The sequence below is a fragment of the Wolbachia endosymbiont (group A) of Norellia spinipes genome, from assembly GCF_964273535.1.
The window spans coordinates 506,115-520,860 of sequence record NZ_OZ187006.1 but is presented as its reverse complement, the minus strand read 5'-3'; the positions used below and the strand labels follow the sequence as shown (position 1 = coordinate 520,860).

At 35.2% G+C, this 14,746-nt stretch carries 13 protein-coding genes and 1 pseudogene; 7 read left to right on the top strand and 7 right to left on the bottom strand.

Annotation, left to right across the window (positions count from 1 at the left end):
• Positions 1-99: 99 nt before the first annotated feature.
• The 5 genes from ACFZP3_RS02560 to pstB all read left to right on the top strand — a co-directional run bounded on the left by ACFZP3_RS02560 (position 100) and on the right by pstB (position 4,561).
• Positions 100-288, top strand: coding sequence for a hypothetical protein (locus ACFZP3_RS02560; protein ID WP_096618007.1), 189 nt, complete (start codon positions 100-102; stop codon positions 286-288).
• Positions 289-293: 5 nt separating this feature from the next.
• Complete coding sequence (gene holA, locus ACFZP3_RS02555; protein ID WP_386086789.1) at positions 294-1,310, top strand: DNA polymerase III subunit delta; 1,017 nt, start codon at positions 294-296, stop codon at positions 1,308-1,310.
• A 334-nt stretch (positions 1,311-1,644) separates the two neighbouring features.
• A complete protein-coding gene (locus ACFZP3_RS02550; protein WP_265016657.1) occupies positions 1,645-2,550 on the top strand; it encodes an Rpn family recombination-promoting nuclease/putative transposase in 906 nt (301 codons plus the stop codon).
• A gap of 470 nt (positions 2,551-3,020) precedes the next feature.
• A complete protein-coding gene (gene dapB, locus ACFZP3_RS02545) occupies positions 3,021-3,806 on the top strand; it encodes a 4-hydroxy-tetrahydrodipicolinate reductase (protein ID WP_253307334.1) in 786 nt (261 codons plus the stop codon).
• Positions 3,803-4,561 carry a phosphate ABC transporter ATP-binding protein PstB gene (pstB, locus tag ACFZP3_RS02540; RefSeq protein ID WP_386086788.1) on the top strand — a complete coding sequence of 253 codons (759 nt, stop codon included), beginning with the start codon at positions 3,803-3,805 and terminating at the stop codon, positions 4,559-4,561. Before dapB ends, pstB begins: the two co-directional genes overlap by 4 nt.
• A 206-nt stretch (positions 4,562-4,767) precedes the next feature.
• Here pstB and ACFZP3_RS02535 read toward each other — a convergent pair whose 3' ends face one another.
• From ACFZP3_RS02535 to ACFZP3_RS02525, 3 genes are all read right to left on the bottom strand, one after another.
• Positions 4,768-6,171 (bottom strand): hypothetical protein, encoded by a 1,404-nt coding sequence (locus ACFZP3_RS02535; RefSeq protein WP_265017649.1) that lies wholly within the window; start codon positions 6,169-6,171, stop codon positions 4,768-4,770.
• Between the two features lie 193 nt (positions 6,172-6,364).
• Positions 6,365-7,696 (bottom strand): DNA recombination protein RmuC, encoded by a 1,332-nt coding sequence (rmuC, locus tag ACFZP3_RS02530; protein ID WP_386086787.1) that lies wholly within the window; start codon positions 7,694-7,696, stop codon positions 6,365-6,367.
• Between the two features lie 434 nt (positions 7,697-8,130).
• Positions 8,131-9,330, bottom strand: a complete 1,200-nt coding sequence (locus ACFZP3_RS02525; RefSeq protein ID WP_386086786.1) for a phage major capsid protein — start codon at positions 9,328-9,330, stop codon at positions 8,131-8,133.
• 92 nt (positions 9,331-9,422) lie between these two features.
• On the opposite strand from ACFZP3_RS02525, the gene ACFZP3_RS08605 reads away from it, so the two are divergent.
• On the top strand, positions 9,423-9,680 hold the full coding sequence (locus ACFZP3_RS08605; RefSeq protein ID WP_264688133.1) for a hypothetical protein: 258 nt from the start codon (positions 9,423-9,425) through the stop codon (positions 9,678-9,680).
• 229 nt (positions 9,681-9,909) lie between these two features.
• Here ACFZP3_RS08605 and pyrF read toward each other — a convergent pair whose 3' ends face one another.
• From pyrF to ACFZP3_RS02505, 3 genes are all read right to left on the bottom strand, one after another.
• Positions 9,910-10,578, bottom strand: coding sequence for an orotidine-5'-phosphate decarboxylase (gene pyrF / locus ACFZP3_RS02515; RefSeq protein ID WP_386086785.1), 669 nt, complete (start codon positions 10,576-10,578; stop codon positions 9,910-9,912).
• 36 nt (positions 10,579-10,614) lie between these two features.
• Positions 10,615-11,988 carry a hypothetical protein gene (locus tag ACFZP3_RS02510; RefSeq protein ID WP_386086784.1) on the bottom strand — a complete coding sequence of 458 codons (1,374 nt, stop codon included), beginning with the start codon at positions 11,986-11,988 and terminating at the stop codon, positions 10,615-10,617.
• A gap of 90 nt (positions 11,989-12,078) precedes the next feature.
• A complete protein-coding gene (locus ACFZP3_RS02505; RefSeq protein ID WP_253307327.1) occupies positions 12,079-12,351 on the bottom strand; it encodes a hypothetical protein in 273 nt (90 codons plus the stop codon).
• A gap of 87 nt (positions 12,352-12,438) precedes the next feature.
• On the opposite strand from ACFZP3_RS02505, the pseudogene ACFZP3_RS02500 reads away from it, so the two are divergent.
• Positions 12,439-13,669, top strand: a pseudogene (locus tag ACFZP3_RS02500) (IS256-like element ISWpi15 family transposase).
• Here ACFZP3_RS02500 and murG read toward each other — a convergent pair.
• Positions 13,610-14,695: an undecaprenyldiphospho-muramoylpentapeptide beta-N-acetylglucosaminyltransferase gene (murG, locus tag ACFZP3_RS02495; protein ID WP_253309512.1), complete on the bottom strand. Its 1,086-nt coding sequence runs from the start codon at positions 14,693-14,695 to the stop codon at positions 13,610-13,612. The pseudogene ACFZP3_RS02500 and the gene murG sit on opposite strands and share 60 nt — an antisense overlap.
• Positions 14,696-14,746: the final 51 nt, after the last annotated feature.

The window sequence follows — 14,746 nt, the reverse complement described above, 5'->3', positions numbered from 1 at the left end:
TACTCATTATAAAACATCACTATCTTAGCACAAAATAGTCTTTGCTATATTATTGTTTATGTGCTAATGATAAGCTGTTAATTTTATGGAGTAAGCAATATGAGCGAAGAAGGATTTTTTTCCAAATATATATCTCAACCTGTGAAAAAATTTTATAATTATATTACAGGAAAAACAGAAGAGTCGGATAATGTGCAGAGTACGGCAGATGATGTGCACAATATTGCGCAAGAAAACTCAGAGTCTTTGGATACTCATGTACAATCAAATGAGAATGATATCATATAGATGGCATGAGGGTCATACCATCCAAAGTTAAAAAATTCCTAGAGAAACCTGATGCTTTAAGTGGTGTGTTAATTCATGGAAGTGATAACAGTAGGGTTGGTTTTTATGTACAAGAAATAATTGCCAATTTGGATGAGTATTCAGTTCAGGTGATGGATTTTGCAATAGTGAATAAGTCACCCGGTTTACTGTTTTCTGAATTGGCAAACATTTCGATGTTTACCAGCAAAAAATTAATTAAGCTGATAAATGTGAGTGGAGGTATATCCAAAGAGTTAAAAAACGTATTGGATTATAACGCAAGTGGTCACTATGTAATGATGGTAGCAAGTGATCTTCCATATAATTCTGCGACTAAAAGTTATATGGAGAGTTCAAAAATTTTTGGTGTGATTGCTTGCTATAAGGACAGCAACAGCAATCTTTATGACATTATATCAAGTTACTTAAAACAAAATGATATAAAATGCACAAATGAGATAATCTACCATTTGCAATCTTACTTTAATCATAGCAAGCTGCCTATATGTTCAGAACTTGAGAAGTTAGTTTTGTACTTAGGGGATAGAAAAGACCTAAAACTTACTGATATAGAATTATGCTTTTCAACTTCCGGCAACGACTATGCTACACTTGATGATCTATGCTCTGCCATAGCAAGTAAAGATATGTCGCGCTTCATTAGAATTTCTGATGCATTGATATCGCAAGAAAATTTTTCACCGATAGCGCTAATTCGCATTATATCAAATTATTTCCTACGCCTTGAAAACGTTTTGCTGTCAGTGCAAGGTGGAATGAGTGAGCAGGCTGCGATTGATCAGCTAAGCCCTCCATTGTTTTTTAAACAATTGCAGAGCTTTAAATCTCATTTGAAAAGTTTGCAACTTTCAGAACTTAAAAAGATTTTGGAAGAATTGATAAGCTTAGAAGTTACCTGTAAAAAAACTGATTTAGATCATAAAATGATTTTTCAGCAGGTGATTTGTCATATTACAAATACAATTACTTGCTATAGCTAACAAAAATAAGGTGTAACCAGACTGCATTCTGTGATTTTTAGCAAAACATGATCTTTCATTTGAGCTTTCTTCAATTTAAAATAAATACAGAAAATTGCTGCCTATAGCTAAACTGACTTAGATTTACCGACAATTTGAAAAACCGTCATTCCGCTACTAGTTAGCGCCGCGGCGCTATGACGGTTCGCGGCGGCATCCTCGTCATCCCGCTACTTGTTAGCGGGATCTGTGCTAAGAGATACCGCGGCAGCATAGCTATAGCTATCTTCAAAAATATGGTTGAATAATTGTTAATAATAGTGTATAATTATTAATATTTTCAAGCATTTTTGCCATGGCTCTTTCAAAATTTCTCGATCCTCGCAATGATTTGTGTTTCAAAAAAATCTTTGGAACGGAAAAAAATAAGAATATCCTGATCCACTTTTTGAACGATATTTTAGGGTTTACTGAGATAAATGCAATACAAGAAGTTGAGTTTCTTAGCACTATTATGGATCCCGAAGTTGCCTCTGATAAACAAAGTATTGTTGATGTTCTCTGCAAGGATTCTCACGGAAATAGATATATAGCAGAAATGCAGCTTGCTAGAGACAAGGGCTTCGAAAAACGCGCTCAATTATATGCCGCTAAAGCCTACTCAAGACAATTAGATAAATCTGGCAACTACATTGATTTAAAGAAAGTCTTCTTTATTGCTATATCAAATTGTAACTTACTTCCTGAAGAAGTTGATTATATTTCTACTCACAATATACGTGATATAAAAACTAACGGCCATTACTTAAAAGATTTTCAATTTATCTTTATAGAATTGCCCAAATTTTCAAAAAGTAAAGTAGAGCAGTTAGAAAGTATAGTAGAAAGGTGGTGTTTCTTTTTTAAATACGCAGAAGAAACAACAGAAGAGGACTTAAAAGAGATAGCAGAAAAAGCGCCAATAATAAAGCTAGCATATGATGAATTAGACAAGTTTCGTTGGAACGAAAAAGATTTAGTAGCTTACGAAGAAAGAATAATGGATCTACGGAAAGAAGAAGCCATTCTTGAATACAGACTTGATCTTGCTGAAGAGAAAGGTATACAAAAAGGTATAGAGAAAGGGAAAATTGAAGGGAAAATTGAAGGGAAAATTGAAGTCGCAAAAGCAATGCTGGCTAATAATGTTGATGTCAACACTATTGTCAAGTTTACTGGCCTTTCTATTAGTGAGATTGAAGAATTAAGTGGAAATCTGTGAACGGTTACACTTGGAAAACCTTTGTGGCATAATTTAAGTGGGCAGCGTAGTCTACGATTACCGCATAATTTACTATATAGATATTCCAGAACATATAGACTTCAATTGAACACAGAAAAGATTCTTATCAAAGTTAATTACCCTTATTGTCAATAACTATTAGCTACAGACCAGTTCTTGTTAAGTTACAGTAAAGAAATGAGTCATATATAGCTAAACTGACTTAGATTTACCGACAATTTGAAAAACCGTCATTCCGCTACTAGTTAGCGCCGCGGCGGTATGACGTGTTGCTTGGGTCAGCTATAGCTAAAGTAACTTAGGTTCACCGACAATCGTCATTCCGCTACTAGTTAGCGGAATCTATCCGCAACGGCATGACGTGTTGCTTGGGTCAGCTATAGAATATAGATCAGAAGTGACAGAGCTTAAAAAAAGGCATAACATTCTTAATAAACGTAAAAAGCTTTATGAAAATCAGAGTTGGAGTAATAGGCTGCTTAGGCAGAATGGGCAAGAAAATACTCAATGAATTAATTACAAATGCCGAAGTGGAAATAGCAGGTGCTGTTGCCCGTTCAGGCAGTAAGTACATAGATTCAGATATTGGACCAATTATAGCCAATCTAGGAATCAAGGTTACAAGTTCTATTAGTGGCATATTTGAGTTATCCGACGTTGTAATAGATTTTACAACTAAAGAATGTATGTTAGACTGCCTTAAAGCAGCTGTAAAATTTAAAACACCGCTGGTTAGTGGCACAACTGGAATAGAAGGTGTCGATTTGAAAGAATATGCTGCTGAAGTTCCAATATTATGGTCAGCAAATATGAGTGTTGGGGTTAATGTGTTGCTGAAATTGGTAAAAAAAGCTGCTGAGCTTTTAGGTAATGAATATGACGTTGAGATTTGGGAAATGCATCATAACTTAAAAAAGGATTCACCATCTGGAACAGCTATAGAACTTGGCAAAACAATTGCTAACGCTTCAAAAGTGGATTTTCAGTCCAATCAATATTTACATAGTGGTTCAAACATAAGAAAAAAGGGGGGAATAGGTTTTGCAGTATCTCGTGGAGGTGGAGTAATAGGAGATCACAGCGTGATGTTTGTTAATTCTGATGAACGGATAGAACTAAACCACAAAGCAATTGATCGCACAACATTTGCTAGAGGAGCTGTTCAAGCAGCAGTATGGCTATATGAAAATAAAAGAGAAATTCCGGGGCTCTATTCAATGCAGGATGTGATATGAGCAATACACGTGCCTCTGTTAAAGATTTAAATCTCTGGTATGGCTCTAAGCAAGTTTTATTCGATATAAATTTGAATATTTATAAAAGAAAAGTTACTACTTTTATCGGACCATCCGGGTGCGGTAAATCAACATTTTTGCGTTGTTTTAATCATATGAATGACTATGTACCTGGATGCAAAACTGTTGGTGAATTAGATATCGATGGGCTGGGTGATATATATTCACGCGATATGGATGTTGTGCTACTCAGAGCAAAAGTTGGCATGGTATTTCAAAAGCCAAATCCTTTTCCAAAATCAATATATGACAATGTTGCTTATGGGCCAAAACTGCATGGTATGGTGAAGGATAAGCAAAAATTGAATGAGATGGTGGAAAATAGTTTAACTAAAGTTGGCTTATGGGAAGAATTAAAAGACAGATTGCAAGATAGTGCACTCGATTTATCCGGTGGCCAACAACAGAGGCTATGCATCGCTCGCGCAATTGTAGTGAAGCCAACTATTTTATTAATGGATGAACCGTGCTCCGCTCTTGATCCAATGGCAACCAATGCAATCGAAAATCTTATACAAGAGCTGAAATTAAGGTTTACTATAATTATGGTAACTCATTCAATGAAGCAAGCTAAAAAGTTATCTGATAGTGTAATTTTCTTTCATAATGGCAGAATTGTTGAGTCTGGAAGCACTCAAGAAATATTCGAAAATGCTCAATCTCCCTTAACAAAGGAGTATATCCTGGATCATTAGGTTTCTGTCATCAAAGTAGCTTGGCTACTTTAAAAAATGTATCCGTATGCCGTATTTGTCATTCAGCATGGTAGCGGTTGGATCATTCAAAAAATACCACTTCATTCTTTTTGCTTCTAACTTTTCTATTTTTTACTGTAAATTTTTGCAGAGTTCTCTCACATTTACTCTCTGATTACCTTTTTGTCTTGCTTTGTTTATCTGTTTTAACGCTCCACTAAACGGATACCCAATTGTTCAACACTGTCTATTTCAATTTGTAAAGTGTCCTTTATAAACTTATCAGCCTGGTCTGTACTCATAAAAACTGTATGTTTATTGGGCATTAATTTTTCTATAGTGGCTCTATCTTTTTCGTCATATGTATATTTAAGAAGCTCATCAATTTCTTTGTCCTTCAGATGAGATGTGCAATTATAGCTATGCTTTTTGAGATCCAGAAATTTAGCAAAGCTATTACAATCGTTCTCATGGTGAAAGGTTACATTTATACCTACTATTTCGTCCGTTTCTTGCAACTTTCCATCTTTAGCTATCTGTGCCTTAGCAAGCGCAACTGTAGGTTTATGGCCATAATTTGCTCCAATAATCCTTCTTATTGAGTGTTCTATTGCCATTTTTTGCACTTTGGGATTTTCATCGAACTCTTTCAAAAAATTAAGGTGTAAGTTAATATATTCAGAGTATTTCAACCTGTGTTTTTTATGTATAGTTGGTTTGCAGGGCAGTTCATTTGTAGGTGACTTATAGCTTGCAAGAAGCAACTTTTGTTCATACTGTTCATTATATTCTTTTACCCCTTTAAAATGTCTTTCATATTGAGTCAATCCATCTTTTCCTTTTTTCTCCATCCTTTTCAAGAATTCCTCTGCTGGCTCTTGTTTAGCTGGAATAATTTTGCGTATAAACGGAATTTGTTTTTGCAAGCCAACCCAATATGGTAAGCAGACAACTTTTGCATCTTTCGAAAATAGACCTTCTAATTTTTTCACTGCATTGTATAAGTTTGCTGATTCTGGTTTATAATGCCCACTATTATTGTCTATATAAGTTATTTTACCATTTACCACTTTTATTAAACCAGAACATAAAACTGGCCTACCACCTGCAAGAGTTGAATGACGATAAGCCCACTCGTTTTTATTAACATTAATATGTTCATGAGTTACCAATCTGCCATCAAGCGTGATCACATAAGCTACACAACCTTTTTTACCCTTACTAATTTTATCAGTTGTATCATATAGCTTGCCTTCTAAGTCGTATAACCTTAGTTCCCCATCTTCCTCACCAATAAATTTGCTTTGATCAAACTGTTCATCAGAGTTAAAATACTTAACCTTTGTATTAGTTCTAGGAATTTTTCTTCCTTTAACTCCAACTTCTGAAAATAAATTATAGCGTGGAAAAAAATATGTAAATTTACTTTCTATCCAGTGTAAAATTCTGTTTATAATACCAAAAACTTTTTTGTTACCTAAATCAATAGAGAGTTGCTGTTCTTTTGGTACTGTTTTATGATTGGACTTTGTACCAGATTTGCCAAATTCTTTGGCAGCATATTTAAACTTTTCTAGTAAATATTCCTTACGCTCTTTTGATACTGACATTTTTACCTCACCAACTATTATTTTATTTTATATTATCTTAGACAAAAAGTCAACTTTTTCCTTAATATATTAATAAATAGCTATTTCATTTGCAGCATTGAGCACAATACTATTTGTTTGTGGAGCAGAAGAACTTCCATGTTAGCGCAGGAAAACGCCTATGGTCTGGCTCTTGAATAGTTATGTAAGAAGTCTAATCCACTTTCAGTTCCTCAGTATGTAAATTGCGTGGTAAAGATTCTAATTCCTTTGCAGCACTTAAACTTTTATTTTTTGCATGTATACCAAGCTTATTGAATTCTCGGGCAGCAGGAAACACCCTTGCTTCAAGCGAACCAGCAGTTTTATTATAATGATCGACAGCACTTTTTAAGCTCCTGCGCAAATTATCAAAGTTTTCGCCCATTGTGCAAATGCGCTCATATAAAATATGACCTAGTTCACTGATTTTCTTTGCATTTTCAGCTATCATCTCTTGCTTCCATCCATATGCTATTGCTCTCAGCAATGCAATTAGAGTGATCGGTGTTGCAATGATCACTTTTTTTTCCACTCCAATCTCTATCAAAGCAGGCTCATATTCCAGTGCTGCGCTAAAAACCCCCTCCCCTGTTAAGAAAAGCACCACAAGTTCTGGCGTATTTTCAAATTGATTCCAATACTCTTTTTTACCCAAGTCATTTATGTGTTTTTTTATTGCCAGGGAATGATTCTTTAATTTCTCCTTTTGTATTTGCAAATCATTTTGTGATATAGCATCCATGTAAGAATCAAGCGGCACTTTAGCATCTATTATTATTTGCTTTCCAGATGGCATTTTGATTATTAAATCAGGACGCAATAAATTATCCTCGTTTTTATCAACCACTGACGGCTGAGTAAAAAAATCGCAATATTCAATCATTCCCGCCATTTCTACCACTCTCTTTAACTGCATTTCACCCCATTTTCCTCTAATGTGGGGCTTTCTCAAGGCATTAGCAAGGCTAGAAGTTTGGTTCATCAGCGCTCCAATTTGCTCCTTTAAACCTTCATAGGCCCCTACCCTCTCCTTTTCTAGCTCACGTATTTCGTTATCGAATTTTTCTAATTTTTCTTTTATTGGCGTTACAACTTCGTTGATCGTTGCTTGTCTTTTTTTGAAATCGCTTTCTGTTTCTTTTAATTTACTATCGATTACTTCCTTTGCTAAGTTCAGAAAATTATTGTTATTTGTCTGCAAAGCATCAAGAGAGAGCGCTTTAAAAGTGTTTGTTAATCTCTCCTCTGCTTTTGTTAGTAACTCTATTTCCTTTTTCTTTTCCTCACGTTCTTTTTGCAGAGTTACTTCAAGCTCTGCTCTTTTGACCCTTAAATCAACTATTTCTTCATTCTTTGTAAGTAAAGTTTGCTTTGTTTCTTGAAGCTCACGCTCTAATTTACATAAATTATCCTCAAGGTTTGCTTTCTTTTCGCTCAGTTTTTTTACAATAATGTAGAAAAATAGTAATAGAGAGACAACCAGAGCTATAGAATTGAAAAGCATCAGAATAAAAAAACTGCGTTTACAATTCTATATGATTTTTGTGTGTATAGCTATAAGTAACAACGTCATACCGCACACAACTGTACGAATGTCTAGTTTAGTTATAAAATGTATATAAAATATTAACCGCTGATGTCATCCCAGTGCGTGACACTGGGATCCAAATTTTTTAGACTGGATCTTATGGTCAAGCCCACAGATGTATGAACATTGTCTACCAGGAGGGTGTCATCCCAGTGCTTGACACTGGGATCCAGGAATTTTATTAAGTTGGTAAGCATAAAAGTAGCCGTTTTATGTTAAAATACAACGTTTTGATGATTATGAAAAGGCTGGATTCCAGACTGGAATGACAAGAAGAGGGCATGGGATGACAGGAGCGGAGCTATACAAAAAGAAGTAAAACGGCTCTAAAGATGATGCTATAGAAGTTTTTAGTACTTGCTCGCAACTTTCAACAATTTAATAGCACTGGTGTTTACAACCTCTCCGCCGACACGCTTAGTGACAAAAAACCTCACATAAGGTTTATTCGTATAAGGGTCTCGTAATATTCTCATTCCTCTGTTATCTACAATCTTATAAGCTTGTTTGAAATCTGCCATCGCAATTACCGGTAGCTGATTGTTTGGCACCGGTGGCATATCGGCAGATTGATATACTGGTATTCCCATTAAGGTATCTGGAGCTTCAAGCGACAAACTTGGTTGCCAAAGATATTGACCTGTTTGAGCTTTTAGTAGCCTAACATTCTTCAACGTACTCCTGTTCATCAAAAATGATGCATTTTTGGAATAATATTCATCCAGAGAGTAATACAATATCATTATTGAATCGCTATCCAATTTTTCAGTTTTAACTTGCTCTATTTTATTGTAGCCCTTTCCATCATCATAAGCTAAAATTCCTTTGGGTTGAAAAGTGCCATCACCCTTAATGAAGGCTTCGTTTTCTTTCTTACTAAAAGTCTCGGCAATCTTTTCCACCAGCCAACTCTCAACATCGACAAACGCATCATCGAGTAACTTTTGTGATATCTGTGGTTGAGCATATAACTCGTAAGTCGTGATAGAAATCTTTTGGATTTTAGGCGTGTCCGTATCTTTTGCAAAATCATACTTAGATTTATTGCCACCGTCCTCATCATCTACTGTTTCACTGCTCCAACCTGCACCGGCACGGTCAAAATCTTCTATAATGTAATCCAATGTTTCAGTAGAGATTCTTTGACTGGAGCATATTTGTCGCATTGGGGACGAATCAGTTACGCGCTTGTTTATGCGTTTTACAATATGCGGAGTAACTAGATACCCTCCGATATCATTATCATCTCCACTGAGGGTTTTGTGTGATAAACCGCTTTCCATTCCCTTGCGGATATAATCAGAAAAATATTTATCACTTGTGCTAAAATCTGTATTTACTTCTGGACGTTGAGCTGCAGTTTCGATCAAGTCTAAACGCTCTTTGCAACTATCAATGGCATTATTTACCTTGCATAGCTGCTCAATCGTTGCAGAATCAGCACGCCCTTTGCTCTCAATTTCTTTTAATTTGCAATCATTTATTAATTTAAATTGCTCCCATGATGAAGCGAGTTCATTGATACGGTGAGCGATATCGGTAAGTGACATAATAGCCTCCTTTGAAAATAAAATTAGAATGGAAATAAGGTAATAGGAATGGCACCCATAGATGTTTCCCACAGTTGTACGAATATTGCAATATGGTACATAGTAAACGATGTCATTCCAGTGTCTGGGCACATAACTGTACGAACATTGTAGTTTGGGAGCAATTCCCTACCAGTGGGGTGTCATCCCAGTGCCCAGACACTGGGATCCAGCTTCTATGCAACTTAATTAAAAACGTTTGTTTTAGCGTAAGACAACTACCTTTAGCTCATCAGCTCAGTTATAAGCAAAATTTCTGGATTCCAGACTGGAATGACATCATCTGTTGTGCAATTTATCTTCAAAAATGAATATTCGTACAGTTATGTGCCCAGACACTGGCATGACATCATTTGTTTATCTGTTGAAAATGTAAATCGGAAAATAGCGTGGCACTTTGTACCACGCTTAGTGATGTAAGCTTAATCCAGTAATTAAATTAAGCGAGGTAAAACAAAAGACAACAACAATATATAATGTTCGTTTTTTTATGTCAAGCACTTTTTTTATCTGCTTCAAACTTTTTTTTATCTGCTTCGATTAGATAAGGGATTTCAATATTAATTCTGCACTACTTGCAGTTTTTGTAATGGGTCTGCCAATGACGATATAATCAGCTCCTAAATTTATTGCTTCTCTTGGTGTTGCTGTTCTTTTTTGGTCGTCATGACCTGGATCTATACGAATTCCTGGAGTAATAATTTTAAAGTCTTCACCGCATTCTCGGCACACTTCTTGAGCTTCTAGTGCAGAACAGACTATTCCATGGAGTCCAATCTTTTTTGCAAGCTTTGCAAGCAAAATTACCTGTGATTTTACCTCTCTTGCTACTCCAAGCTCGTTTAAATCCTCATTGCTCATACTAGTTAGCACTGTCACTCCAATCAGCTTTATTTTTGTGCCTTGCACCACACTTAGCGCTTCTTCAAGCATTTTTGTTCCGCCACTGATGTGCAGAGTTAACATTTCAACACTTAGAACTTTTATTACTTCAACTGTTTTAGCCACAGTGCTCGGAATATCATACAATTTCAGATCTAAAAAAATTGGTACATTGCATTTTGCAACTTCTTGCACTCCAGAGAGACCATGAGCAGCAAAAAATTCTAATCCCAGCTTTACCATGCCAACTTTACCACGCAGAGCATTAGCTAGAGAAATAGCCTTATTTAAGTCTTGTGTATCCAGTGCGCATATTATTGGGTTCATTATCTTGCATAATTTTTTTTATAATAAAGCTAATTATTATGTTTTGCAAATACCTTCACTCTGATTACGTTCATAAGATTCTGTCAATAGTGAATTTGGCAATTTGATCGGGGTGGATGAGCGACTGTTATATCCAGAATCTTCCTCGGATCCATATCCAGGATCTCCTGCATGTAAAGGAACAGATGTTTCGTCTGGCGATGATGCATATACAAGATCTTCCAGCGAAGAAGAAGGCGTTTTGTCTGGCAAAAGCCGTGCAAATTCTTCTTGTAACGCAAACTTTAATATTTGAATCGTATTTAATATTGCTTTTCCATCATTATTTCTTATAGGTTCTTCTATATTGTCTGTTACGCATCTTATCAACAGCTGCACAAAATTCACTTGTTTTTCTTTCTCTTTCAAAAAATCTTCTATTTGACTGTCTCGTTCTAAAAGTGAATTTCTTAAACTTTTCACTTCGTTATTACAATCTTTTCTTATCCCATCTAACTCAAAAGATTGATTTTTAATTAAATCATCTGCTTTATATAGCTCTTCAAATTTCCTTTTTAATTCTTGAGATAAGTTTTTATTTTTCTGATTAATTTCTTTAAATTTACATTGTAATTCATCTAATTCTACACAAAGTTCTTCTTGTCTTTTATGTAATTCTTCTTTTTTTTCACATAATATATGTTTTTCCTTACACAATTTTTCTATTTCCTTACACAATTCCTCTTTTTCTTTAGATAATTTTTCTATTTCCTTATATAATTCTTCATTTTTTAATTCTGCATGTTTATTATTGTCTATTTTCCTTTTCAATTCCGTCATGCGTTTTTCTTTTTCAGCTAGATTACCTTCTTTTTCTTGTAACTGTTCACGTAAACGCGAGATTTTAAGATGCAATTCTTCTTCTCGTGCAACAGGCTTATCTATTTCCTCTTTTGTTTTGTCCAATTCATTGTCTATTTCAAACGTACGATTCTTTGCTGTTTCTAATCTTTTCTCTAAAGATTTTTTTTCTTCAAGAAGAGATTCTCTCTCAACTTCTGACTCATTTACTTTCTGATCCAATTTTTTTGCTCTCTTGTCTAAATTTTGCTTTTCTCGAGTTAATTCATGTTTTAATTTTTCCACTTCTTTGTTTGCAGCTTTTTCAGCTTCCTTTCCTAGAGTTATTTTATTTTCTAACTCTTGCTCTTTCTGAGCGAATTTACTTCTCTCAACCTCTATTTTTTTATTATTACTAATCATTTTATACGAAAGTGCAAGCACCAAAACAGATAATGCAGCTAAAGCAAGAATTAGAGGAAGAGGCACATTAGAAGTTACAGTAAGCGCTAAAGATGTAAGTAACGTAAGAGTAGCTAAGGAACTAGCTACAAAATAAAATGTGTTAGCTTTGTTAAACAAATTGCTCATTACTCCCCTCCCCTCATGAACAAAACTTCAGCAGTCTTGTATATATTTATTAAAATTCTCTTATCTGTGGAGGTCCCTGCACTTACATCGTTAAGGTGTGATAGGAATTATTTGTTGCATCTCTAAAAGCGATAAATTAGGGCTGCCGGTACTTGTATTAGGATTTTCGTGATTTAGTTGCTCTGAATTTTCTTTATTCTCATCCTCATCTTCCTTTTTAGGAGATAGAGATTTTCTAGAATATCTTCTTGGTGTGGATGTGCGAGGAGAAAGTGGTTTCGGGAAAGTTAGTCCATTAGCAAGCTTATTTTCACCTGTTCCTTCAAATTCTGATGAATGTTTACTACTCAGATCCTTTATCATTTCCAGTGAATTAGTGGGAGTGTTAAATAAACTGTGTCAAACCGAAAAAAAAGTAATAAATTGATATAAAAAAATGGAGGTTTGACAATGAGTCAGAAAGTAGTAAACAGAACTACCGGTTTGGTAGATTATAAAGAATTAGAAACAAATATCCTGTCGTCTATACGAGAAGGAAGACCGTTGACAGGGAGAAATGGAGCATTAACACCGTTTATAAAAAAGTTGCTGGAGGTAAGCCTGGAAGGTGAAATAGAAAACCACTTGTCGGCTGAAAGCGAAGAGAATAATCGAAGAAATGGGAGGAATGCAAAGACTTTACGTACAAGCGCAGGGTCATTTGAGCTTTTGACGCCAAGAGATAGGGAAGGAAGTTTCGAACCACAAATAGTCAAAAAAAGGCAAACAAACTTACATCCAGAGCTTGAAACGAAGATTTTGAGCACATTTGCCAGTGGTATGGGCTATAGAGATATAGTGTCACATGTTGAGGAAATTTATGATCACAAAATATCGGCGGCAGAGATATCAAGTATTACTGACAAATTGCTACCAGTAATCAACGAATGGCGTAGTCGCCCGCTGCAGTCTGTATATCCGATAGTTTTCATGGTTTTTTAAAGTCAAAGAGGACGGGCATTGCGTAAGTAAATGCATGTATAACATATTAGGCATAGATCAAAATGGCAAAAAAGAAGTATTAGGTTTTTATTTGGCTGAAAGTGAAGGAGCTAACTTCTGGTTGGGAGTGCTAAATGACCTCAAAGAAAGAGGAGTAGAAGATATCCTTATTGCCTGCGTTGATGGGCTGAAAAGCTTTCCTGCAGCTATAAACAGTGTCTTTCCTAATGCGGAAGTGCAGATGTGTATAGTGCATCAGATACGCAACTCACTGAAGTATGTGGCCAGTAAAGATGCGAAGAGTTTTTTGAGCGATTTAAAGAAGGTATATCAAGCTTCAAGCAAGGAAATTGCCGAGAATTATCTGTTGGAATTGGATGAAAAATGGGGCACAAAGTACCCTATGGTTATAAAATCTTGGCAGAATAATTGGGAAAACTTGTCTGGTTATTTTAAGTATTCTGGTCCAGTTAGGAGGATAATCTACACCACCAATCCCATAGAGGGGCTACATAGGCAAATTAGGAAATTCACTAAGACCAAAGGCTCATTTACCAGCATAAATGCCTTGTATAAGCAGGTATATTGTGCTATAAAGAAGGCAGAGGAAAAGTGGACGATGCCTGTACATGATTGGGCATTAACTATCTCTCAACTTGATGTTTTCTTTCCTGGCAGATTGAAAATTAAGTTGAACTAAAAATGCGGTTTGACACAGTTTATTTAACACTCCCGTCCCATTCTTTATCCCTGTTTTTTTTGTATTATTGGTCATATCACGCAATTTTTGAGAATTATTTAATAGATCAAATAGTACCTCTGTTAGATTTTTTTTTGCTTCACTATTCTGCTCAACTATTACAGCTGCTCCCGAATCTTCAATATATTTTGCGTTATAAAATTGGTGATTATCTTTTGAGTCAGGGTAAGGAATGTATATAGCAGCGCGCCTAGCAAGAGTGATCTCTGCTATTGAAGTTGCTCCTGCTCTGCTAATTACCAAGTGAGCATTGGCCAATCTATTTTCCATATCATCAAAAAATTCACTCAATTCACAATCGATCTTTTCACTTTTGTATAGACTCTTGACCTTGTTTACATTTTTCTTCGTACATTGCTGCGTCACTCTAATTTTCTTTTTCATTTTAATAGGCAAATTACAAATTACGCTGCTTACTACATCATCAAAAAAATTTGCACCTTGGCTACCTGCTATGACTAATATGTTTAGGACTTTCTCAGTGCTAGAATGGCTCTGTGCTTTTATATCAATAAAATTTCCTGTAAAAATACATTTATTACCTTCTGTATATTTAGTCTCCGGAAAGCTGGTTGCAATTAATTTTGCACTCTTAAAAAAGAATCTATTTACTCTTCCTAAAACTGTATTTTGTTCATGTAAAATTATAGGTATAGAAAGAACCCTTGCTGCAAGAAGAGTTGGAAAAGAAGCATAGCTACCAAAACCAATTACTAATCTTGGCTTCAATTTTCTGATTTTATATATTGCTAGCACACAACTATACATTAATAAAAGAAAAAATTTAAATTTGTTGCCGCTTGGTCTACGTAATGGTAAAATATAGCTTTCTATGTCGATATTTTTATTTGTTTTTTTATCAGTGAATAATATGCAATTGTATCCTTGTGTCTTTAGTGCTTTTGCTAAGGCTATGGCCGGAAAGATATGCCCACCTGTGCCACCTGTTGCTAAAATAATATCCATCTGTAAATAACAAATTAACACTAGATTGTTAACTGTTATTTAATAATTTGC